The following is a 20,772-nucleotide window of genomic DNA, read 5'->3' on the forward strand; positions in this document are numbered from 1 at the left end:
ACGGCGGCGGTTCCCCGGCCCCCTAGACTCTCCTCACGTGACCTCCGCATGGGGCTTCGGCCTGACCACGTACGCCGCCGACGGCGCGACCGTCCTCGACACCTGGTTCCCCGCGCCGGCGCTGGGCACCAAGCCCGCCGACGCGCAGGCGCCCGCCGACCTGCTCGCGCTCGAGGGCGCCGACGAGGCCCGCGGCGTCACCCGCAAGGTCAACCTGGTCGAGATCGCCGACCTGGCCGCCGCCCCGGCCCAGACCACCGACGTCTGGCTGCGCCTGCACCTGCTCTCGTCGCGCCTGGTCGCGCCCCACGGGCAGAGCCTCGACGGCATCTTCGGCCTGCTCACCAACGTCGTGTGGACCTCCGCCGGCCCGTGCGCGGTCGAGGGCTTCGAGCTCACCCGCGCCCGGCTCCAGGCCGCCGGCCAGCACGTCACCGTCTACGGCGTCGACAAGTTCCCGCGCCTGGTCGACTACCTCATCCCCTCCGGCGTCCGGATCGCCGACGCCGACCGGGTCCGCCTCGGCGCGCACCTGGCCGAGGGCACCACGGTCATGCACGAGGGCTTCGTGAACTTCAACGCCGGCACCCTCGGCACCTCGATGGTCGAGGGCCGGATCTCGGCCGGCGTCGTCGTCGGCGACGGCTCCGACGTGGGCGGCGGCGCCTCGATCATGGGCACCCTGTCGGGCGGCGGCAAGGAGACGATCTCCATCGGCCAGAGGTGCCTGCTCGGCGCCAACGCCGGTGTCGGCATCTCCCTCGGCGACGACTGCGTCGTCGAGGCCGGCTGCTACGTCACGGCCGGCACCAAGGTCACCGTCCTCGAGCCCGGCCGCGACGCCCGGGTGGTCAAGGCACGCGAGCTCTCCGGCGCCAGCAACGTCCTCTTCCGCCGCAACTCGGTCTCCGGCGCCATCGAGGCCGTCCCGTGGCAGGGCGAGGGCATCGCGCTCAACGCGGCGCTGCACGCCAACTGACGCGTCGCTCGACGCGCGTTTTTGCCTCTCCGGACACTGGGTCAGGTGAAGAGGAGCGCGGTGGCGGCGGTGGTCGCGGGTGTCGCCGTGGTGGCGGCGGTCGTGACGATCGGCATCGTCGTGCTGCGGGTGACCGACGACCTGGTCGGCGGCCCCGACGGTGACTGCACCGTCACCGTGGCCGACCACACCGTCGACCTGAGCGGCGAGCAGGCCGAGAACGCCTCGCTCATCGCGGCGATCGCGGTCCGGCGCGGGCTGCCCGCGCGGGCGACGTCGATCGCGCTGGCGACGGCCTACCAGGAGTCCAAGCTCCGCAACATCGACTACGGCGACCGCGACTCGATCGGCCTCTTCCAGCAGCGCCCCTCGCAGGGCTGGGGCACCCGCCGCCAGATCCTCGACCCGACCTACTCGACCAACGCGTTCTACGACGCGCTGGTCGAGGTCGACGGCTACGAGGGCATGGAGATCACCGTCGCCGCGCAGACCGTGCAGCGCTCCGCCTACCCCGACGCGTACGCCGACCACGAGGCCGACGGTCGCGCCCTCGCCTCGGCGCTGACCGGCCACTCCCCCGCCAGCTTCAGCTGTGACCTCGACGGCGGCGCGCCCTCGGCCGACACCGAGCTGACCGCGCGCGGGCTGACACCGCGGGCGGACGCCGTCCGGGAGGACCTGCTGCGGCACTTCGGCCGACTCTCTCTCGGCGGCTACGCCCCCGGCGGCGTCAGCAGCGGCCACATGGAGGGCTCGGCCCACTACGACGGCCGCGCGATCGACGTCTTCGTCCGCCCGATCACCAAGGCCAACAACGTCAAGGGCTGGGCGCTGGCGCACTGGGCCGTCGCCAACGCGGCCCGCCTCGACATCCGCACGGTCATCTTCGACGCGAAGATCTGGACCGCCGGGCGCCAGGGCTGGCGCGACTACTCGCCGGCCTCGTCAGCGGGTGACCGGAAGGTGCTCGAGCACCGCGATCACGTCCACATCGACGTCTTCCGCTGAGCCTGCCCTGGACACGGGGGCGCTGCTCGCGCGATCCGCACCGTGACGATCAAGCAGGTGTGAGCCGCTCCACCGCCGCGTCGATCCGCTCGTCCGTCGCCGTGAGTGCGATCCGCACGTGGTGCGAGCCGGCGGCGCCGTAGAACGCGCCCGGCGCGACCAGGATGCCCTGGGCCGCGAGGTCGGCGACGAGCTGCCAGCAGTCGGGGCCGTCGGGGCCCTTGGTCGTCCAGAGGTAGAGCGAGGCCTCGGAGTGGTCGATCGTGTAGCCGGCCGCCTCGAGCGCCGCCCGCAGCCGGGTACGGCGGGCGCGGTAGCGCTCGTGCTGCTCGGCGACATGGGCCTCGTCGCCGAGGACGGCCGCCATCGCGTGCTGCTGGGGCGCGGGCATCATCAGGCCGAGGTTCTTGCGGACGGCGAGCAGCTCGGCGATGACCGAGCGGTCGCCGGCGACGAACGCACAGCGGTAGCCGGCCAGGTTTGAGCGCTTCGAGAGCGAGTGGACGATCAGGATGCCGTCGGAGGAGCCGCCGCAGATGTCGGGGTGCAGGGCGGAGTACGCCTCGCCCTCCCAGACGCAGTCGAGGTAGCACTCGTCGGAGACGAGCAGCACGCCGCGCTCGCGGCACCAGTCGACGACCTTCTTCAGGTGCTCCTTCGGGAGCACCCGGCCCGACGGGTTCGACGGCGAGTTGAGCCACAGCAGCTTCGGCGTCTCGGGGCCGAACGCGGTGAGCGCGTCGGTCGCGAGCGCACGGGCACCGGCGAGCGCCGCCCCGACCTCGTACGTCGGGTAGGCGAGCTCCGGGTAGCCGATCAGGTCACCGGGCCCGAGGCCGAGGTGGGTCGGCAGCGAGGCGATGAGCTCCTTGGAGCCGATCAGCGGCAGCACCTGGTCGAGGCCGAGCCCGGTCACGCCGTGGGTTCCGGCCAGCCATTCGACGACGGCCTGCCGGACCTCCGGGACCCCCACGGTGAGCGGGTACCCCGGGGCGTCGGCAGCGTCGATCAGCGCCTGGCGCGCGACGGCGGGCGTCGGGTCGACCGGCGTACCGATCGAGAGGTCGACGATCCCGCCGGGGTGCGCGCGCGCCTGCTCGGCGTACCCGGTGAGCTTGTCCCAGGGGAAGTCGGGCAGGCGGCCCGAGACCGCGGTGCTCAGTGGTCTTGGTTCTGCGGCTCGAGCGCAGCGACGTACTCGGCGTCCTTGTCGATCTCGCCCATCTTGGCGGCACCGCCGGGCGAGCCGAGGTCGTCGAAGAACTTCACGTTGGCGTCGTAGTAGTCCTTCCACTCCTCCGGGACGTCGTCCTCGTAGAAGATCGCCTCGACCGGGCAGACCGGCTCGCAGGCACCGCAGTCGACGCACTCGTCGGGGTGGATGTAGAGCATCCGCTTGCCCTCGTAGATGCAGTCGACCGGACACTCATCGACGCAAGCACGGTCCTTAACATCGACGCACGGCTGCGAGATGATGTAGGTCATCGGTTCCTCCTGGACCAGGACTAGCGGCAAAAGTCAGACACGAATGTGTTTCGTATCGGGGCCAGCCTAGTATCCCCGGCGTGCCCGATGCGCGCAGACCCCCGGATTCTGGACGTCATCTCCTCGGACCCCACGTCGTGGGGCAGCGGATCGTCGTCCGCCGCGTGCTGCGCGGGCAGACCGGACCGAGCGGCGGACCGGCCTTCACCGACGTCCTCGGGACCTGCCTGGCCTGGGACGCCGACAGCTGCCTGGTCGAGCGCGCCGACGGCGAGCAGGTCCGGATCGTGCTCGCCGACGTCGTCTCCGGCAAGCCGGTCCCACCGCGGCCGCCGGTCCGGATGCGGGTGAGCGCGCGCGACGCCGAGAGCCACACCGCCGCACTGTGGCCCACCGTCGAGACCGCTCCCCTGGGCGCCTGGGTGCTGCGCCACGAGACCGCCCCCGTCGGCCGGCTCCGCAAGCGCGCCAACTCGTGCCTGGCGATGGGCGAGCCCGGCCGTCCGGTCCCCGACGCGCTCGCCGAGGTCGCGGCGTTCTACGCGGCCCGCGACCGCGACCCGCTCGTCCAGGTCGAGACCGGCTCGGACGTCGAGGCGGCCGTCGCCGCCGCCGGCTGGGAGCCGCTCCCGGTCGGCGCGTCCGAGCTCTGGCTCGCCTCCGTCTCCCGGGTGCGGCGCGCGCTGCCGCCGTCCGCCTCGGCGCCCGCGCTGCCGGTCGAGCTGACCGGCACCGGCCCCCACGCGATCGCCGCGGCGGGCACCGGCTGCGACCCCGTCGCCGAGGGCCACGCGGCGCTCGACCGCGACTGGGTCGGCCTGCACGGGCTCGCCGTCGACCCGTCGTACCGGCGCCGGGGGCTGGGCGCCGCCGTCGTCTCGCGCCTGCTCGACTGGGCTGCCGAGCAGGGGGCGCTCACCGCGTGGCTGCACGTCGAGACCGACAACCCGGGCGGGCAGGCGTTCTGGGAGGCGCTGGGGTTCGCCGCGCACCACGGGTGCCGCTACTACGCGCCGGCCAGCTCCGCGAGCGCCGGACCGGTGAGCCGGTAGGTCTCCCACTCGGACATCGGCGTCGCGCCGAGCGCGTCGTAGAACGCGATCGACGGGGCGTTCCAGTCGAGCACCGCCCACTCGACCCGCGCATAGCCGCGCTCGACGGCGATCCGGGCGAGCGCCGCCAGGAGTGCGCGGCCCAGGCCGCTCCCCCGCTGCTCGGGCTCGACGAAGAGGTCCTCGAGGTAGATCCCGGGCTGCCCGGTCCACGTCGAGTAGCTGCGGAACCACAGCGCCATCCCCACCACCCGGCCGCCGGCCTCGGCGACCAGCACGCTGGCCACCGGGTCGTCGCCGAACAGCCAGCGGTGCAGGTCGTCCTCGGTGGTCGCGACGGCGTCGGGCTCGCGCTCGTAGGTCGCCAGCGCCCGGATCAGCCGGAGGACGTCGGGGACGTCCTCCGGCGTCGCCGGACGGATCGGGCCGACGGCCTCAGCCACGCGCCAGGAACAGCAGCAGGTCGTGCCGGGTGAGCACGCCGACCGGCTTGCCGTCCTCGTGCACCAGCACCGCGTCGGCCGACTCGAGCAGCGGGACGGCGGCCGTCGCGTCCTCGGTCGAGCCGATGGTCGGCAGGGCCTCCGACATGTGCTGCTCGACCGGGTCGGTCAGCCGGGCCTTGCCGGAGAACAGCGCGTCGAGCAGCGCCCGCTCAGAGACCGAGCCGGCCACCTCGGCCGCCACGATCGGCGGCTCGGCGCGGACGACGGGCATCTGCGAGACGGCGTACTCCTGGAGGATCGCGACCGCCTCGGCGATGGTCTCGTTGGGGTGCGTGTGGACCAGGGCGGGCAGGCCCTTGGACTTGCCGCGCAGCACCTCGCCGACGGTCTGCGCGGGGCGCGGCTGGCCGGTGCTGAAGCCGTACTGGGCGAGCCAGTCGTCGTTGAAGACCTTGCTGAGGTAGCCGCGGCCCGAGTCGGGCAGCAGGACGACGATCACCGCGTCGTTCTTGCCCTCGGCGGCGAGCTCCTGGGCGAGCTGGCGGGCAGCGAAGGCCGCCATGCCGGACGAGCCGCCGACGAGCATCTGCTCCTCACGGGCCAGGCGGCGGGTGAAGGCGAACGAGTCGGCGTCGGAGACCTCGATGATCCGGTCGGCCACGCCGCGGTCGTAGGTCTCGGGCCAGAAGTCCTCGCCGACGCCCTCGACCAGGTAGGGGCGGCCGGTGCCGCCGGAGTAGACCGAGCCGGCCGGGTCGGCGCCGATCACCTGGACGCCGGCGTTCTGCTCCTTGAGGTAGCGGCCGATGCCGGAGATGGTGCCGCCGGTGCCGACGCCCGCGACGAAGTGCGTGATCCGCCCCTCGGTCTGGCGCCACAGCTCGGGGCCGGTCTCCTCGTAGTGGGAGCGCGGGTTGTGGGGGTTCGAGTACTGGTCGGGCTTCCAGGCGCCGGGCTGGCTCGCGAGCCGGTCGGACACGTTGTAGTAGGAGTCGGGGTGCTCGGGCGCGACCGCCGTGGGGCAGACGACGACCTCGGCGCCGTACGCCTTGAGGACGTTGCGCTTGTCCTCGCTGACCTTGTCGGGGCACACGAAGATGCACTTGTACCCCTTCTGCTGGGCCACCATGGCGAGCCCGACGCCGGTGTTGCCGGACGTCGGCTCGACGATCGTGCCGCCGGGCTGGAGGGCGCCGGACTCCTCGGCGGCCTCGATCATGCGCGTGGCGATCCGGTCCTTCACCGAACCGCCGGGGTTGAGGTACTCCACCTTCGCCAGCACCAACGGTCCGTCGGCGGGAAGGTCGAGGGAACGATTGAGCCGGACCAGCGGGGTGTTGCCGATCAGCTGCAGCAGGGACTCGACGTACTCCATGAGGTCACCGTATCGGTCCCTCCGTAGCATTGCCGCGTGAGCAAAGCGTCCGCCGCCCGCAAGCTCGCCGCCGCCGCGCTCTACGGCGGCGGCGGACTGTCCGCGCTCGGCGCCGGCCTGTACGGCGTCCTCAGCGCCGAGGCCAAGCTGGCGCGCAAGACCATCGGCCCCGCCCGCGAGGAGCCGCCGCCGGACGCGACCGGCTGGTACGGCCGTGGCCGCCCGGGCCCGGCCATCAAGATCGCCGTCCTCGGCGACTCCAGCGCCGCCGGCTACGGCGCCGAGCGGGTCGAGCAGACCCCCGGCGCCCTCATCGCCAGCGCGGTCGCCGAGCACGCCGACCGCCGCGTCTACCTGCGCGAGTTCTGCGTCGTGGGCGCGAAGTCCTCCGACCTCGCGGCCCAGGTCGACCGGGCCCTGCCCATCGAGCCCGACGTCACCGTCATCCTCATCGGCGGCAACGACGTCACCCACACCGTGCGGCCCTCGCACTCGGTGCGCCACCTCTCCGACGGCGTCCGCCGGCTGATGGCGTCCGGCGGCAAGGTCGTCGTCGGCACCTGCCCCGACCTCGGCACCGTCCAGCCGATCGCCCCGCCGCTGCGCCAGGTCGCCCGCGCCTGGTCGCGCCGCCTCGCCGCCGCCCAGACCATCGCCGTCATCGAGGAGGGCGGCCGGACCGTCTCCCTCGGCGACATCCTCGGCCCCGAGTTCGCCGCCGCCCCGGCCCTCCTCTTCGGCCCCGACCAGTTCCACCCCTCGGTCGAGGGCTACCGCGCCCTGGCCGGCGTCCTGGTGCCGTCGGTGCTCGCCGCCCTCGAGCAGGTCCCCGACGAGGAGACGATGCTCGAGGCCTTCCGCGGCGAGCGCGTCCTGCCCGTCACCCGCGCCGCCGTCCAGGCCGTCAACGAGCCCGGTACCGAGCTCGACGGCACCGAGATCGGCGGCCGCCGCGCCGGCGTCCGCGGTCTCTGGGTCGAGCTGCGCCACCGCCGCAGCCGCCGGCACGTGCCGGGCGAGGCGCCGGACGAGCACGAGGGTCACGACGCCCCCGCCCCGGACAGCACGACGGCTCCTGAGCACAGCTGATCGGCGGTCGGGCGACGCGGGGTCGGGCCGGCGCGCACGGCGGTTCCGGCGGGGACTTGACCGATGAAACTCACACCTGACCGCTGATACTTCGTCGGTCAAGTGTGAGTTTCGCCGGTCGACCGGCGAAACTCCCGCGCCCCGAAAACGGCGAAGGCCGCCCGGTGCGATGCACCGAGCGGCCCCGACCGCGACTGGTTCAGTCCTGCTGGAGGATCGCCAGGATCCGGAGCAGGTTGGTGTAGATCCAGACCAGGCTGACGAGCAGGCCGAACGAGGCCCGCCACGACTCGCGCTCCGGCAGGCCGTTGGCGATGCCCTGCTCGACGAAGTCGAAGTCCAGGATCAGCATGAACACACCGAGCACCAGGCCGACGACCGAGAACACGAGGCCGAGGCCACCGAAGCCGAAGAGGCCGAGCTGGGAGTGGAACAGGCTGAGGACGAGCTCCATGAGGCCGAGCGCGACCATGCCGAACATCGCGGCGACGACGAAGGTGCGGAACTTCTGGCCGACCTTGATGTCGAAGAACTTGTACGCCGCGAGCGTGCCCGCGAACGCCGCGAAGGTGCCGACGACGGCCTGCATGACGATGCCGCCGTAGCTGCCCGAGTCGGCGCCGAAGGCGGCGTCGTAGATCTTGCTCAGCGCACCGAGCGCGACACCCTCGGCCAGCGCGAAGGCGATGACCAGGGCCGGGCTGACGACCCGCTTGAACGAGTTGACGAGCGACAGCACGAAGGCGAGGCCGGCACCGACGATCATGGCGCCGGAGAGCGCCGGGAGGGCGGCCTTCGGGTCGTCGGCGACGCTGGGCGTCACGAACCAGGTCACGGCGGCGGCGATGATGGTGACGCCGAGCGTGATGGCGGTGGACTGGACGACGGAGTCGATCGTCATCCGGCCTTCGCGCGTGGGGGCCTCGGGGGTGAGGGTGCCGGGCTGGCCGTAGGCGTCGTAGCCGTTCTGGGCCTGGCCGAAGCCCTGGTAGGCGGCTGCTCCGCTCCGGTTGAACTCTTCCGAGCGCCGGAACACGGGGTTGTTGCTCTGCATGGTCTCCTCCGCAGGCTGTCGTGAGTCTGCTTGGGCGGCCAGGTGGCTGCCCCTCCGCCTTCAGTCTAGGCGTGTTACCGGGGGAACGCGCGAGCGCGTTAGAAGGTTCCCCAATCCTCAGCGGATCCGGCGCAGCCGGACGACGGTGTCGCGGACGGCGAGCGGCCCGTCCTCCGTGGCCTGCTCGCGGGTCGGCGTGGCGGCGGCCTCGACCTCCCAGGGACCGTCCGGGTCGTCGGCGCCGAGGGTCGCCAGGACGCGGTCCGGCTCGAACATCAGGCCGGGGCCGTGGTCGTGCCGGGCGCCGGTCGTGACGTCCTCGGGGTGGTGCGCGGTGACGAGCAGCCGGCCGCCGGGGGCGACGGCGTCCGCGATGCCCCGGTAGATGTCGGCGAAGTCGGGCTGCGGGACGTGCAGGAAGCTGACCGTCACCAGGTCGAACGTGTGCCGGCCGGCAGGGCGCGGGTCGGCCAGGGCGTCGTAGAAGCCGATCTTGATCCGGTCGCCGACGCCCTCGTCCTCGGCGTGCGCGGCGACCTTGGCGAGCGCGACCTCGGAGACGTCGACCGCGGTCACCTTCCAACCCTGCTTCGCGAGCCAGACGGCGTCCCCGCCCTCGCCGCAGGCGACGTCGAGAGCGGTGCCGGGGGTCAGGTCGGCGACCTGCTCGACGAGCCGCTGGTTGGGCCGGCCGCTCCACACCCGGTCGCTGCCGCCGTACCGCTCGTCCCAGAAGGCGGCGCTCAGCGCCTCGCGGAGGGCTTCCGGGGAGGTGTCGTGCTCGTGGTCGTGGTGGTGACGGTGCATGGGAGCCATGCTCCCGGTTCAGGTGGACCTGAAGTCAACCCTCCACGTGGACGACGCGCGAACGGCCCGCCGGCAGCGCCGCTCCCGCGGCGTCGACGGGCACGAGCGGGGGCACCGGGCGGCCCTCGGCGTCGACCAGGGTCGAGTGCGCCTCGCCGTCGGCGAAGGCGTGCCGCTCCCCCCACTGGCGCAGCGCGACGACGACGGCGAAGAGGTCCGCGCCGGCCGGGGTGAGCTCGTAGACGGGACGCTTTCCGGTCGGCCCCGGGCCGCGCACGAGGACGCCGCGCTCGGTCAGCTTGCGCAGCCGGTCGGACAGGATGTTGCGGGCGATCCCGGTCCGGCGCTGGAAGTCGCCGAACGACCGCGCCCCGTCCATCGCGTCCCGGACGACGAGCAGGCTCCACCGGTCGCCGACGAGGTCGACCGTGCGCGCCACCGGGCACTCCGGGTCCGTCCAGTCCACGCTCGCCCTCACTCTCTTCGGTTTCAGATCGCAACCATACCTCCCCTAGGCTCGCGGGAAACAGTTGCAATCTGAAACCGAAGGAGCCGAGGCCGATGGACGACCACCCGAGGGCGCGCACCCTCCTCCTGGCGGCGGTCTGCGCCGTCGCCGTCGCGACGATCTACGCCGCCCAGCCGGTCCTCGTCACGATGGGCGCCGACCTGGGGATCGACGACGGCACGCTCGGCTGGATCGTCGCCGCGGGCCAGCTGGGCTACCTCGTCGGCCTGGTCACGCTGGTCCCCCTCGGCGACCTGGCCGACCGGCGCCGGCTGCTGGCCGGCCACCTCCTCCTCACCGGTACGGCGAGCGCGCTGGTCGCCGTCGCAGGCTCGGCGGGGGTGGTGCTCGCCGGGCTGGCGACCACCGGGCTGTTCGCCGTCGTCGTGCAGACCGCCGTCGCGTACGCCGCGGACCTGACCCCTGCGGCCGAGCGCGGCCGGGCGATCGGCGTGGTCACCAGCGGCGTCGTGCTGGGCATCCTGGGGGTGCGGATGGTCGCGGGCGTGCTCGCGGACGCCGCCGGCTGGCGCAGCGTGTACGCCGTCCTGGCGCTGGCCTCCGTCGTGCTGGCCGTGCTCGTGCTGGTCGTGCTGCCGCGCGACCGGCGGTCCGCGCGGACGTCGTACCGGGCGGTGGTGGGCGGGTTCGGGATGCTGCTGCGCGACCGGCTGTTCCTCTCGCGCGGGCTGGTCGCGTTCTTCCTCTTCGCCTCGTTCGGCACGCTGTGGAGCGGGTTGGCACTGCCGCTCGCCGACCGGCCCTGGCACCTCGGCGCCACGCAGGTAGGACTGTTCGGCCTCGCCGGTCTCGCCGGAGCGCTCGGCGCCGCCCGGACCGGCCGCTGGGCCGACGCCGGCCGCGGACGGTCCACGACCACGACGGCGCTCGTCCTGCTCGTCGTCTCGTGGCTGGCGATCGCCCAGGCCTCGTGGTCGCTGTGGGTCCTCGGCGCCGGCGTGGTGCTCCTCGACTTCGCCGTCCAGGCGGTCCACGTGGACAACCAGCACCGGCTGACCCGCGCCCACCCGGAGCGCGCGAGCAGCGTCATCGGCGGCTACATGGTCTTCTACTCGCTCGGCTCCGCACTGGGTGCCGCGACGACGGCCGCGGCCTACGCGGCCGGCGGGTGGGCGGCGTCCAGCGTCCTCGGCGCGGTGCTCGCGGTCGGCGCGCTCGGGGCGGCCACGCTGCTGTGAGCGGAGCGCCGCCGCTGTGGGCGGAACCGCCTGGTCCGCCGGCCCTGCGCCACGGAGGGTGGCGCCATGAGCAACGACAACGGCCCCCGCCTCTTCGACGACCGGGCACGACGCGAGCTGTACCAGCAGCGCGTCCTGGTCCTCGACGGAGCGCTCGACGACGACAACGGCATGCTGCTGGCCACCCAGGTGATCGCGCTGGCGGCCGAGAACCCCACGGCGGAGATCGCGCTGTGGATCCACTCCCCCGGCGGCTCGGTCCCCGCGATGCTGGCGATCCGCGACGTGATGCGCCTCGTCCCCTGCCCGGTCTCGACGCTGGCGCTCGGGATCGCCTGCAGCGCCGGGCAGTTCCTGCTCTCCGCCGGGGAGCCCGGACGGCGCCGCGCCCTGCCCCACGCGCGGGTGCTCATGCACCAGGGCTCGGCCGGGATCGGCGGCACCGCCGTCGACATCGAGCTGCAGGCCCAGGACCTGCGCCACACCCGCGACACCGTCCTCGGCCTCATCGCCGCCGACACGGGCCAGCCGCTCGAGCGGATCTTCGAGGACTCCCTGCACGACCGCTGGTACACCGCGCAGCAGGCCCTCGACTACGGCTTCGTCGACGAGGTGGTGACGAGCTTCGACGCCGTCGTCCCCCCGCACCGGCGACCGGTCGGCCTCGGCACGTTCACGACGGGAGCGGCCCGGTGAACAGCTACCTCGTCCCCAACGTCATCGCCCAGCACCCGCGCGGGGAGCGGGTGATGGACGTCTACTCGCACCTGCTCACCGAGCGCGTCGTGTACGTCGGCACGGCGATCGACGCCGGCGTCGCGAACACCCTCGTGGCCCAGTTGCTCTACCTCGAGGCCGACAACCCGGACCGCGACATCCAGCTCTACATCAACTGCGAGGGCGGCGACCCGAGCGCGATGCTCGCCGTCCACGACACGATGCAGTACATCCGGCCGCAGGTCGCGACGACCTGCGTCGGCCAGGCGATCGCGGTCGGCGCGGTCCTCCTCGCCGCCGGCGCAGCCGGCAAGCGCGCGGCACTCCCCCACGCCCGGATCGTGCTGCACCAGCCCGCCGCCCAGGGCCGCGGCGCGATCCCGGACCTCATCCTGCAGGCCGACGAGGTGGTCCGGGTGCGCGCGGACATCGAGCAGATCCTGTCCCGGCACACCGGCCAGGACACCGCCACCCTGCGCGCCGACACCGACCACGACCGGGTGTTCACCGCGGCGGCCGCGCGCGACTACGGGCTCCTCGACCACGTGATCGAGGAGCGCGAGCCCCGCTAGGCCGCGAGCGCGAAGGCCGAGGCCGAGCGCAGCCCGCCGGCGGCCTGGACGACGTACAGGTCGCCGGCGATGGCGGCCGTCAGGTCGAGCAGCGTGAGCCCGAGCGCGCCGGCCACGGCGGCGATCATCTCGCTGCTGGGCTCCTTGATGCCGCGCTCGATCTCGGAGAGGTACTGCGGCGAGATGCCCGCGCGGCGCGCCGTCTCGGTCAGCGTCTCCTCGCGCTCGCGGCGCAGGTCCCGCAGTCGTCGTCCCAGCACGTCACGCCACAGCGGCTCTGCCGCCCTCTGCTCCTCGGCCATGCCTCATCGTAGGTCGGCGCCCGAGCCCGTCCGGGGCGTCTGCGGGGAGTTCTGCTGTCAGCAGAAGTCAGCCGGCACGGGACCTGGGCTCGGCCCACGAGCACGCCCGCGCCGCTCCACCACGACTGGAGGTCGACGCGCTGGCGGTGCGTCGCGCCGGCTGACTCCGAGCCCCGAGGCCGAGGCCTACTTCGGGCAGAAGTCCTCACGCGGCCGAGGATCCTCGTCGATGGCCAGGTTCCACCGCTTGCTCAGCGGGAGCACGATCCCGAACTCGAGCACGAACGAGACCGCCAGCATGCAACCGGCCGCCACCACGACGTGCCCGAGGTCGGAGCCGCTGTATCCCACGCCGAACAGGACGATCACGAGCAACGGCAGGATGAACCGGCCCACCACACCGACGAGCACGACGGCCACGAGGCTCACCCCCAGCAGAAGGAGGGTGAAGACGTCCCACCTGCCGTCGTCGTCCTCGTCCTCGTCCGCACCCGCCTCGTCCTCGCTCTCCTGCGAGGGCGCTGCGATGCTGGCCGGGTAGCGGCGCCGGTGCCAGATCCAGAAGGACACCAGCACCACCGCCACGCCCGCTGCAAGCAGGAGACTCGCTCGTCGTGGCCAGGCGACGATGAGCTCGCCCGAGAAGAAGAACGCCGCAGCGATCGGGACGGCCAGGCTCATCGACTCCAGCGTCACCTTGCGCCGGATCTGGCGACGGGTGTGCGCGTCCACGTCATCTCCCTGCACGCCTGGTTCGGAGTTCCTGACGCCCCGGGCGTCGCTCATGGAGTGCAGCGAGACACGAGGTCGCCGAGGCCGCTCATCTCGGATGCGATGCTACCGAGCTTGCTCTTGAGGTAGCTGATCTTGCTCCCCTTGGACATCTTGCGGATGTCCTTGAAGAGCTTGATCAGCTGCTTGGTGCTCTTGAAAACCCTCCAGAACTTGCCGATCATCGCGGCGTTCTCGGCCGCGAACAGCGCGATGGCGGCGGAACACTTGGCGACGAAGATGAAGTCGGGATCGGCCACGACCGGGAACACGGCGCCCTCGGGGGCGACGACCTGCACCAGCGAGCGCCCGTCGACCTCGTAGTGCGTGGCGACCGGCTGCCCGTGAGCATCCGTCGCCCACGGCGCACCCGCCAGACCGACCAGCGCGCCGTCGGCATCCAGCAGCTCCACCGAACCGTCCTCAGCGAGCACCGGCGTCGCGCCCCCGATGTCGAAGGTGTAGCGCGTCGGGGCGCTGGCGTCCGGCAGCACGACCTGGAGCGCCACGGAGACCGAGGTGCTGGCCACCACGACCGCGGCCTCCTGGTCGTCCGCACCCGGGTAGACGACCGTGCCGTCGTCGGTCACCTGCGCGGAGTCGACCGGCAGCTCCCCGGGAAGTCCGATGGTCACGGACCCCTGGTCCGCGACGACGACACCCTGACCGTCCGCCGGGAGCACGGCGACGCCCGCCTGCAGTGTCGCCCCGTCGTCGTCAGCGCTCGCCGCCACCCGCTCGTCCGAGACGACCGTGGAGTCCGCCGGCGCTGCCGCCGCCACGACTGTGCCGTGTGCTCCGCAGCCGCATCGGCCGGACGCGCGCCGTCCGACTCCGCCGCCGTCGCACTTCCCGAGATGAACCCGGCTGCCACCGCAAGGGAGAACGCCACTCCCAACGACTCTCCGCGTCATCTCCGACCCGTCTTGCCTCCCAGGAACATCGACCAGACGTGAGGAGACCCTCGAACCGGTGCCCCCGGTGGGAGTCGAACCCACACTCGGACCGCTTTTAAGGCGGCTTCCTCTACCGGTTGGGATACGGGGGCGGGACGCTCTCGAGCCGGCTCATAAGTAGGTCTGGCGCGGGTAGATCGCGTGCGCCCCGGCGACCCGGTCGAGGAACAGGAAGCCGTCGGTGTGGTCGATCTCGTGCTGCAGCGCGCGCGCCTCGAAGGCGTCGGTGGCGAACGAGACGGTCTCGCCGGTGCCGGGCAGCTGGCCGCGGACGGTGAGGCGCGAGGCGCGCTTCACGTCGCCGGTGAAGTCGGGGACGCTCATGCAGCCCTCGCGGGCCTTCTCGTTGCGGCTCGACTCGACGACCTCAGCGTTGCAGAGGACGAAGGTGCCGTGGTGGGTGCGGGTCTTGGGGTGCTCGACGACGTCGACGCAGAACATCCGGACGCCGACGCCGACCTGGTTGGCGGCGAGGCCGACGCAGCCGGGGCTGACGCGCATGGTGGCGACGAGGTCGGCGGCGAGCTGGACGATGTCGGCGGCGGTGGGGTCGACGTCGGCGCCGCGGGCGGACAGCACGCCCTCGGGCGCGCGGACCACCTCGAGCACCCGCCCGGGCACGCCGAGCTCGGCCTCGGTCCAGGCCGCGACCCGCTCGCTGCTCACAGCTCGTCGGCCTCGGCCGGGCGGAGGGTGGCGGTGACGCCGACCCGCTCGGCGGCCGTGCGGATGGCGGTCGCGACCGCGTCGACGTCGGCGCCGACGGGCAGCGCGAGCTCGGCGACGAGCAGGTAGAGGTCGCCGGACAGACGGGTGGTGAGGTCGGTGATGTTGCCTCCGACGGCGGCGACCTCGGCGATGACGGCCGAGACGATGCCGGAGCGGTCGCCACCGTGGACCGTGAGCACCCAGGAGGTGCCGCCGGCGGCGGGGGCGGGCTCGTCGGCGACCGGGCGGACGGCGACGTCGAGGTCGCCGTCGGCGGCCAGCGGGGCGAGCGCGCGCTCGATGGCGGCGCCGTCGGCCGCGCCGCGGCACAGCAGCATCATCGCGAAGTGACCCCGGAGCAGGGTCATCGTGGAGTCCTCGATGTTGAGCCCGAGCTCGGCGAGGCCCGCAGTGGTCGCGGCGATGATGCCGGGACGGTCGTGGCCGAGGACGGTGACGGCGTACAGGTCGGTGCTCACCGGCCCATTGTCTCAGCGACCTCCCGGGCCCGCAGCAGCACCTCGTCGGTCATCGGCTCGGTGAGCCGGCCGGTGAACGTGTTGTGCTGGCTGGGGTGGAAGCAGCCGAGCAGGACGACGCCCGCGCCGGACCCGCTGCGTCCGGCCCACGGCAGCACCACCTCGGCGCCGTGCCCGAACCGCGGCTTCGGCCGCGGCACCGCCCAGCCGGCCCGGCCGAGCGCGGTGAGCGCCGCCTGCCAGCCGAAGGCACCGAGCGCGACCGCGACCCGCAGCGACGGCCGCAGGATCGCCAGCTCGCGGTCGAGCCACGGCGCGCAGGTGTCGCGCTCCTCGGGCGTGGGCTGGTTGGCCGGTGGCGCGCACCGGATCGGCGCCGCCATCCGGACGTCGTGCAGCGCGAGCCCGTCGCCGATCGCGACGCTCTCGGCCTGGTTGGCCAGGCCGACCCGGTGCAGCGAGGCGAACAGCCAGTCGCCGGCCCGGTCACCGGTGAACATCCGGCCGGTCCGGTTGGCGCCGTGCGCGGCGGGGGCCAGGCCGACGAGGAGGATCCGGGCGTCGGCCGGCCCGAAGCCGGGCACCGGACGCCCCCAGTACTCCTCGTCGGCGTACGCCGCGCGCTTCTCGCGCGCGACCTGCTCGCGCCAGGCGACCAGCCGCGGGCAGCGGCGGCACCGGCTGATCCTGTCGTCCAGCCGCGCCATCGCCTCCGCGGGATCGGTCATCGCACCAGCGACCAGGCGATCCCGTCGAGGATGTCGGTCTCGGCGACGAGCACCGAGCACACCGAGAGCCGTTGCAGCACCCGGGAGACGATGAGCGCACCGGCGTCGATCACGTCGGCCCGGCCGGGGTGCATCCAGCCGAGCTCGCGGCGCTGGGCCACCGTCATGCCGAGCAGCCGCCCGACCTGGATGAGGACGTCGCCCACGGGCAGCGTCCGGCCGTGGATCAGCGTGCGGTCGTACGCCGCGAGGCCGAGCGTGCCCGCGGCAACGGTCGTGTTGGTGCCGGCCACGAGGACGACGGAGGCGGCCGCGGCAGGGTCGACCGGGCAGGCGTCGAGCGCCGCGTCGACGTCGGCGGTGACGGCGGCGATCTCGTCAGTGCTGATCGGGTCGGTGCGCACGTGCCGCTCGTGGAGCCGGACCGAGCCGATGTCCATCGAGAACGCGGCGCTCGGCCCGGAGGCCGGGTCGCCCAGGATGAGCTCGGTCGAGCCGCCGCCGATGTCGACGACGAGCGTCGGGGCGGCGAGACCCGCGTCGGGCAGCCCGCGCACGGCGCCGGCGAACGCGAGGCGTGCTTCCTCCTCGCCGGAGAGGACCTCGGGGTCGATGCCCAGCCGGGCGCGCACACCGGCGGCGAACTCCGCCGCGTTCGACGCGTCCCGGGTCGCGGAGGTGGCGCAGAAGCGCATCCGCTCCGGCGGGACGCCCGCCTCGGCGATGATCGCGGCGAGCTCGTCGATGGCGACCCAGGCCCGCTCGAGCGCCTCGGGCGCCAGCCGCCCGGTCGCGTCGACGCCCTGGCCGAGCCGGATCATCCGGCTCTCGCGGCGGACGCCGTCGGGATCGCCCACGGGGTCGCCGACCAGCAGCTTGATGGTGTTGGTGCCGCAGTCGATCGCGGCGACGGCCTCACTCATCGGCCGACGGCGCGACGCACGGTCCCTTCGCCCACCACTCCCCGAGGATCTCGAGCACCTCGTCGCCGAGCGGGTTCACGCCCGGTCCCGCGGCCAGCGCGTGGCCGGCCAGCACGTGGAGGCACTTGACCCGGTCGGGCATGCCGCCGGCGGAGATCCCGTCGATCTCGGGCACGTCGAAGCCGCCGGCCGCGCCCACCGCGGCCCGGTCGGCCAGGTAGGCCTCGTGCGCGCGGCGGTAGGCGGCGGCGAGCTCGGGATCGGTGCCGAGCCGCTCCTGCATCTCCTTCATCAGCCCGGAGGCCTCGAGGGTGCCGATCCGCGAGTTCACCCGCGGGCAGGTCAGGTAGTACGTCGTGGGGAACGGCGTGCCGTTGGGCAGCCGCGGCTCGGTGGTGACGACGTCGGGGTTGCCGCAGGGGCAGCGGTGCCCGATGGCGTGCACCCCGCGCGGCGGCCGGCCGAGCTGCGCCGCGATCACCGCCTCGTCGGCGGAGTCGGCGGCGCCGGCGGCGTCGGTGGTGGGGGGGGTGCTCACTCCTTCAGGTCCTCCTTGGGAGCCTGGATCTCGTTCTTGGGGCCGCGCACCTTGGGCGGGTGCCCGGCGATCTTGACCGACTCCCAGGTGCCCTCGTACCAGGTCACCTTGTCGGGATCGGCCACCGTCGACGGGTCGCCCAGGTCGGCGGACGCGTCGAGCGGCTTGCCGTTCTCGTCGACGACGACGAACGGCGTCTCGCCCTTCTCGACGTACCCGAAGCGCTCGCGGGCCTGCTGCTTGACGAACTCGGGGTCGTCCCAGCGGGCCTTCTCGCGTTGGAGGTCGTCGATATTGCTCTGGCGCTGGGAGATCTGCGCCTCGAGCCGGTCGATGTTGCCGCGCTGCTGCAGGTAGGCCCGCAGCGACGACGCGTAGGAGACCGCCAGCACCGCGAGGACGAGCACCAGGATCGCCGCGCGGCTGGTCAGCCGGGACTTCTGCTGGTGCTCCTCACGCGCCCGCACGAGGGCCGCCTCGCGCTCGCGCGCGGCCTTCTTGCGCTCGGCCTTGAGCCGCTCGGCGTACCGCGGCCCGGACCGTCCCGCGGCAGGACGGCCCGGCTTGCGGGACGTACGGCGGTCGCCCGGTGTCGCAGCCACGGTGGTCTCCTGGGAAGCCGAAGGTCGGTTCAGCCCTGGTAGCGCGGGAACGCGGCGGCGCCGGCGTAGCGGGCGGCGTCGCCGAGCTCGTCCTCGATGCGGAGGAGCTGGTTGTACTTCGCGACCCGCTCGGACCGGGCCGGGGCGCCGGTCTTGATCTGGCCGCAGTTGGTCGCCACCGCGAGGTCGGCGATCGTGGTGTCCTCGGTCTCGCCCGAGCGGTGGCTCATCATGTTGCGGAAGCCGCTGCGGTGGGCGAGCTCGACGGCGTCGAGGGTCTCGGTCAGCGAGCCGATCTGGTTGACCTTGACCAGCATCGCGTTGGCCTGGCCGCCGGAGATGCCGCGCTGCAGCCGCTCGACGTTGGTGACGAACAGGTCGTCGCCGACCAGCTGGGTCTTGGTGCCGAGCTCGTCGGTGATGGCCTTCCAGCCCTCCCAGTCGTCCTCGTCGAGGGGATCCTCGATGCTGACGATCGGGTACGACGCGACGAGGTCGGCGTAGTAGGCGGTCATCTGCTCCGCGGTCTTCTTCTCGCCCTCGAACGTGTAGGCGCCGTCCTCGAAGAACTCCGAGGCCGCGACGTCGAGCGCGAGCGCGACGTCCTTGCCGAGCTCGTAGCCGGCCTTGCCGACGGCCTCGGCGATGAGGTCGAGCGCGGCCCGGTTGGACGGCAGGTCGGGGGCGAAGCCGCCCTCGTCGCCGACGCCGGTGGCCAGGCCCTTCTCCTTGAGCACGGACTTGAGCGCGTGGTAGACCTCGGCGCCGACGCGCAGCGCCTCGCGGAAGGTCGGCGCACCGATCGGCGCGATCATGAACTCCTGGATGTCGACGTTGGTGTCCGCGTGGGCACCGCCGTTGAGGATGTTCATCATCGGGACCGGCAGCAGGTGGGCGTTGGGGCCACCGACGTAGCGGTAGAGCGGGAGGTCGGCCGAGTCGGCCGCCGCGCGGGCGACCGCGAGCGAGACGCCGAGGATGGCGTTGGCGCCGACCTGCGCCTTGTTGGGCGTGCCGTCGACCTCGAGCAGGGTCTGGTCGATCAGCCGCTGGTCGGCCGCGTCGAGACCCTCGATGGCCGGGCCGAGCGTCTGGATCACCGCGTCGACCGCCTGGTGCACGCCCTTGCCGACGTAGCGGTCGCCGCCGTCGCGCAGCTCGACCGCCTCGAACGCGCCGGTGGAGGCACCGCTGGGGACCGCCGCGCGGGCGAAGGACCCGTCGTCGAGCAGGACCTCGACCTCGACGGTGGGGTTGCCGCGCGAGTCGAGGATCTCGCGGGCTCCGACGGCTTCGATCGCTGCCACGTTGTACTGCTCCTGGATTCGGGGAGGATGCCGACGACGGTGTCGTCGCCGGTCAGCCTAGACCGCAGGGGGCGGTGGATCGGGCAGCACCCGCGGGCTGGTGCATGCTGGTGCCGTGAGCCACCGCCGCCCGTACCGGGTGTACTCCGTCGGGCAGGACCCCGAGCCGCGCGACTCGCTCGCCAACGAGCGCACCTTCCTGGCCTGGGTGCGGACGTCGCTCGCGCTGGTCGCCGGCGCCGTCGCGGTGAGCTCACCGGCCCTGGAGTTCTCGCTCACCGCGCGGCTCGTGCTGTCGGTGGGCCTGGTGCTCGTCGCCGCCGTCGCGCTCGGGGTGGGCTGGCACCGCTGGACCCGGACCGAGATCGCGATGCGCACCGGCGGGGCGTTCCCGGGGTTCACGGGCGGGATGGTGGTGCTGGGTGCGGTCGGGGTGCTGATGGTGGTGGCGCTGGGGAGCGCGCTCCTCAGGCGCTGAGCGTGGTAGCGGCGTCCGCCCCGAACACCGCCGCGAACAGCCGCTCGCACCGCGCACTCATCTCCTCCGGGGTGACGCCGGGGTGGGCGCACCACCAGTCGACGAGCGAGGCGAAGACGCTGCTCCAGACCGCGACCAGGGCGGCGAGGTCGAGCGGGTCGTCGTCCCCGGCGAGAGCGAGGAGCTCGCCGACGCCGTCGTGCGCGAGCCCCTCGAGGCGCTCGCGGTAGGAGCCGAGGAGGGCGTCGGCGCCGGGGGTGCGCGGGGCGGTGGGGTCGTTGGCGACCTGCCACACCCAGGTCCGCCCGGCGAGGACGCCGAAGACGCCGTCGAGGGTGGCCAGCGCGCGGGCGAGGCCGACGACGCCGAGGGCGGCGGTCCGCTCGATCTCGTCGATGAGCAGGTCGGACGCCTCCCCCAGGCAGCGCTCGAAGAGCCCCTCCTTGGAGCCGAAGTAGTTGTAGATCAGCGGCTTGGAGATCCCGGCCTCGCGGGCGATGTCGGCGACATTGGTGGCCGCGAAGCCGCGGGCACCGAAGACCCGGCCGGCGACCTCGAGGATCTGCTGCTCGCGCTCGGGGCGGGCCACGCCCTTGGTTCCGGTACGACGAGCGGCCGTGGTCATGCGGATCACTCTACCCATTGAATTGACTTCGTAGTAACTTACCTTCGAGTCACTTGAACAGTTT

Annotated in this window: 26 protein-coding genes and 1 tRNA gene; 8 read left to right on the plus strand and 19 right to left on the minus strand. The window is 73.1% G+C overall.

Features of this window, described 5'->3' with window-relative positions:
- Positions 1-37 precede the first annotated feature (37 nt).
- Both dapD and BM223_RS11120 read left to right on the plus strand, forming a co-directional pair.
- Positions 38-979 carry a 2,3,4,5-tetrahydropyridine-2,6-dicarboxylate N-succinyltransferase gene (gene dapD / locus BM223_RS11115; RefSeq protein ID WP_052138395.1) on the plus strand — a complete coding sequence of 314 codons (942 nt, stop codon included), beginning with the start codon at positions 38-40 and terminating at the stop codon, positions 977-979.
- A 45-nt stretch (positions 980-1,024) separates the two neighbouring features.
- The gene (locus BM223_RS11120; protein ID WP_075018559.1) at positions 1,025-1,987 is read left to right on the plus strand and encodes a VldE C-terminal domain-containing protein; all 963 of its coding nucleotides are present in this window, start codon (positions 1,025-1,027) and stop codon (positions 1,985-1,987) included.
- A 49-nt stretch (positions 1,988-2,036) separates the two neighbouring features.
- Here BM223_RS11120 and dapC read toward each other — a convergent pair whose 3' ends face one another.
- Positions 2,037-3,149, minus strand: coding sequence for a succinyldiaminopimelate transaminase (gene dapC / locus BM223_RS11125; protein ID WP_038683918.1), 1,113 nt, complete (start codon positions 3,147-3,149; stop codon positions 2,037-2,039).
- Positions 3,146-3,472: a ferredoxin gene (gene fdxA, locus BM223_RS11130; RefSeq protein ID WP_038677826.1), complete on the minus strand. Its 327-nt coding sequence runs from the start codon at positions 3,470-3,472 to the stop codon at positions 3,146-3,148. The genes dapC and fdxA overlap by 4 nt, the downstream gene beginning before the upstream one ends.
- Before the next feature lie 137 nt (positions 3,473-3,609).
- Between fdxA and BM223_RS11135 the strand changes: the two genes are divergently transcribed.
- Complete coding sequence (locus tag BM223_RS11135; RefSeq protein ID WP_038677825.1) at positions 3,610-4,524, plus strand: GNAT family N-acetyltransferase; 915 nt, start codon at positions 3,610-3,612, stop codon at positions 4,522-4,524.
- Here BM223_RS11135 and BM223_RS11140 read toward each other — a convergent pair.
- Complete coding sequence (locus BM223_RS11140; RefSeq protein ID WP_075018560.1) at positions 4,479-4,967, minus strand: GNAT family N-acetyltransferase; 489 nt, start codon at positions 4,965-4,967, stop codon at positions 4,479-4,481. The genes BM223_RS11135 and BM223_RS11140 overlap by 46 nt on opposite strands.
- Entirely contained in the window at positions 4,960-6,345 is a 1,386-nt protein-coding gene (locus tag BM223_RS11145; RefSeq protein ID WP_038677824.1) for a cystathionine beta-synthase, read from the minus strand. The genes BM223_RS11140 and BM223_RS11145 overlap by 8 nt, the downstream gene beginning before the upstream one ends.
- Positions 6,346-6,381: 36 nt before the next feature.
- On the opposite strand from BM223_RS11145, the gene BM223_RS11150 reads away from it, so the two are divergent.
- Positions 6,382-7,434: an SGNH/GDSL hydrolase family protein gene (locus BM223_RS11150; protein ID WP_052138394.1), complete on the plus strand. Its 1,053-nt coding sequence runs from the start codon at positions 6,382-6,384 to the stop codon at positions 7,432-7,434.
- A 199-nt stretch (positions 7,435-7,633) separates the two neighbouring features.
- Here the strand turns inward: BM223_RS11150 and BM223_RS11155 are convergent, their stop codons facing one another.
- The 3 genes from BM223_RS11155 to BM223_RS11165 all read right to left on the minus strand — a co-directional run bounded on the left by BM223_RS11155 (position 7,634) and on the right by BM223_RS11165 (position 9,761).
- Positions 7,634-8,488, minus strand: coding sequence for a Bax inhibitor-1/YccA family protein (locus BM223_RS11155; protein ID WP_038677823.1), 855 nt, complete (start codon positions 8,486-8,488; stop codon positions 7,634-7,636).
- 117 nt (positions 8,489-8,605) lie between these two features.
- A complete protein-coding gene (locus BM223_RS11160; RefSeq protein WP_052138393.1) occupies positions 8,606-9,295 on the minus strand; it encodes an SAM-dependent methyltransferase in 690 nt (229 codons plus the stop codon).
- 34 nt (positions 9,296-9,329) lie between these two features.
- Positions 9,330-9,761, minus strand: a complete 432-nt coding sequence (locus BM223_RS11165; protein ID WP_235319212.1) for a winged helix-turn-helix transcriptional regulator — start codon at positions 9,759-9,761, stop codon at positions 9,330-9,332.
- Between the two features lie 95 nt (positions 9,762-9,856).
- On the opposite strand from BM223_RS11165, the gene BM223_RS11170 reads away from it, so the two are divergent.
- From BM223_RS11170 to BM223_RS11180, 3 genes are all read left to right on the plus strand, one after another.
- Positions 9,857-11,002, plus strand: a complete 1,146-nt coding sequence (locus BM223_RS11170; protein ID WP_052138392.1) for an MFS transporter — start codon at positions 9,857-9,859, stop codon at positions 11,000-11,002.
- A gap of 66 nt (positions 11,003-11,068) precedes the next feature.
- Positions 11,069-11,698: a ClpP family protease gene (locus BM223_RS11175; RefSeq protein WP_038677821.1), complete on the plus strand. Its 630-nt coding sequence runs from the start codon at positions 11,069-11,071 to the stop codon at positions 11,696-11,698.
- Positions 11,695-12,291: a ClpP family protease gene (locus BM223_RS11180; protein ID WP_038677820.1), complete on the plus strand. Its 597-nt coding sequence runs from the start codon at positions 11,695-11,697 to the stop codon at positions 12,289-12,291. The genes BM223_RS11175 and BM223_RS11180 overlap by 4 nt, the downstream gene beginning before the upstream one ends.
- Here BM223_RS11180 and BM223_RS11185 read toward each other — a convergent pair.
- From BM223_RS11185 to eno, 11 genes are all read right to left on the minus strand, one after another.
- Positions 12,288-12,593 (minus strand): helix-turn-helix domain-containing protein, encoded by a 306-nt coding sequence (locus BM223_RS11185; protein ID WP_038677819.1) that lies wholly within the window; start codon positions 12,591-12,593, stop codon positions 12,288-12,290. The two genes, BM223_RS11180 and BM223_RS11185, sit on opposite strands and share 4 nt — an antisense overlap.
- 186 nt (positions 12,594-12,779) lie before the next feature.
- Positions 12,780-13,325, minus strand: a complete 546-nt coding sequence (locus BM223_RS11190) for a hypothetical protein (RefSeq protein ID WP_141267201.1) — start codon at positions 13,323-13,325, stop codon at positions 12,780-12,782.
- A 50-nt stretch (positions 13,326-13,375) separates the two neighbouring features.
- Positions 13,376-14,146, minus strand: a complete 771-nt coding sequence (locus BM223_RS11195; protein ID WP_052138391.1) for a hypothetical protein — start codon at positions 14,144-14,146, stop codon at positions 13,376-13,378.
- A 191-nt stretch (positions 14,147-14,337) separates the two neighbouring features.
- A tRNA-Leu gene (locus tag BM223_RS11200) sits at positions 14,338-14,412 on the minus strand.
- 19 nt (positions 14,413-14,431) lie between these two features.
- On the minus strand, positions 14,432-14,986 hold the full coding sequence (def, locus tag BM223_RS11205; protein ID WP_038677817.1) for a peptide deformylase: 555 nt from the start codon (positions 14,984-14,986) through the stop codon (positions 14,432-14,434).
- On the minus strand, positions 14,983-15,507 hold the full coding sequence (locus BM223_RS11210) for a glycine cleavage system transcriptional repressor (protein WP_038677816.1): 525 nt from the start codon (positions 15,505-15,507) through the stop codon (positions 14,983-14,985). Before BM223_RS11210 ends, def begins: the two co-directional genes overlap by 4 nt.
- Positions 15,504-16,235, minus strand: coding sequence for a uracil-DNA glycosylase (locus BM223_RS11215; protein WP_141267200.1), 732 nt, complete (start codon positions 16,233-16,235; stop codon positions 15,504-15,506). Before BM223_RS11215 ends, BM223_RS11210 begins: the two co-directional genes overlap by 4 nt.
- A complete protein-coding gene (locus BM223_RS11220; protein ID WP_038677815.1) occupies positions 16,232-17,158 on the minus strand; it encodes a Ppx/GppA phosphatase family protein in 927 nt (308 codons plus the stop codon). Before BM223_RS11220 ends, BM223_RS11215 begins: the two co-directional genes overlap by 4 nt.
- A complete protein-coding gene (locus BM223_RS11225) occupies positions 17,151-17,639 on the minus strand; it encodes a DUF501 domain-containing protein (RefSeq protein WP_052139263.1) in 489 nt (162 codons plus the stop codon). The genes BM223_RS11220 and BM223_RS11225 overlap by 8 nt, the downstream gene beginning before the upstream one ends.
- A 53-nt stretch (positions 17,640-17,692) precedes the next feature.
- Positions 17,693-18,298 carry an FtsB family cell division protein gene (locus BM223_RS11230; RefSeq protein WP_052138390.1) on the minus strand — a complete coding sequence of 202 codons (606 nt, stop codon included), beginning with the start codon at positions 18,296-18,298 and terminating at the stop codon, positions 17,693-17,695.
- Positions 18,299-18,327: 29 nt separating this feature from the next.
- Positions 18,328-19,605, minus strand: a complete 1,278-nt coding sequence (eno, locus tag BM223_RS11235; protein ID WP_038677813.1) for a phosphopyruvate hydratase — start codon at positions 19,603-19,605, stop codon at positions 18,328-18,330.
- A 115-nt stretch (positions 19,606-19,720) separates the two neighbouring features.
- Between eno and BM223_RS11240 the strand changes: the two genes are divergently transcribed.
- Entirely contained in the window at positions 19,721-20,083 is a 363-nt protein-coding gene (locus tag BM223_RS11240) for a YidH family protein (RefSeq protein WP_038677812.1), read from the plus strand.
- Here BM223_RS11240 and BM223_RS11245 read toward each other — a convergent pair.
- Positions 20,073-20,708 carry a TetR/AcrR family transcriptional regulator gene (locus BM223_RS11245; RefSeq protein ID WP_052139262.1) on the minus strand — a complete coding sequence of 212 codons (636 nt, stop codon included), beginning with the start codon at positions 20,706-20,708 and terminating at the stop codon, positions 20,073-20,075. The genes BM223_RS11240 and BM223_RS11245 overlap by 11 nt on opposite strands.
- Between the last annotated feature and the right edge of the window lie 64 nt (positions 20,709-20,772).

This window comes from Pimelobacter simplex (assembly GCF_900114845.1).
Lineage (GTDB): Bacteria > Actinomycetota > Actinomycetes > Propionibacteriales > Nocardioidaceae > Nocardioides > Nocardioides simplex.

What these genes read in the sequence shown, in the direction of transcription:
- fdxA (WP_038677826.1), bottom strand. Translation starts at nt 3,472, where the DNA reads ATGACCTACATCATCTCGCAGCCGTGCGTCGATGTTAAGGACCGTGCT.
- BM223_RS11145 (WP_038677824.1), bottom strand. Translation starts at nt 6,345, where the DNA reads ATGGAGTACGTCGAGTCCCTGCTGCAGCTGATCGGCAACACCCCGCTG.
- BM223_RS11155 (WP_038677823.1), bottom strand. Translation starts at nt 8,488, where the DNA reads ATGCAGAGCAACAACCCCGTGTTCCGGCGCTCGGAAGAGTTCAACCGG.
- BM223_RS11160 (WP_052138393.1), bottom strand. Translation starts at nt 9,295, where the DNA reads ATGCACCGTCACCACCACGACCACGAGCACGACACCTCCCCGGAAGCC.
- BM223_RS11170 (WP_052138392.1), top strand. Translation starts at nt 9,857, where the DNA reads ATGGACGACCACCCGAGGGCGCGCACCCTCCTCCTGGCGGCGGTCTGC.
- BM223_RS11175 (WP_038677821.1), top strand. Translation starts at nt 11,069, where the DNA reads ATGAGCAACGACAACGGCCCCCGCCTCTTCGACGACCGGGCACGACGC.
- BM223_RS11185 (WP_038677819.1), bottom strand. Translation starts at nt 12,593, where the DNA reads ATGGCCGAGGAGCAGAGGGCGGCAGAGCCGCTGTGGCGTGACGTGCTG.
- BM223_RS11215 (WP_141267200.1), bottom strand. Translation starts at nt 16,235, where the DNA reads ATGACCGATCCCGCGGAGGCGATGGCGCGGCTGGACGACAGGATCAGC.
- BM223_RS11220 (WP_038677815.1), bottom strand. Translation starts at nt 17,158, where the DNA reads ATGAGTGAGGCCGTCGCCGCGATCGACTGCGGCACCAACACCATCAAG.
- BM223_RS11245 (WP_052139262.1), bottom strand. Translation starts at nt 20,708, where the DNA reads ATGACCACGGCCGCTCGTCGTACCGGAACCAAGGGCGTGGCCCGCCCC.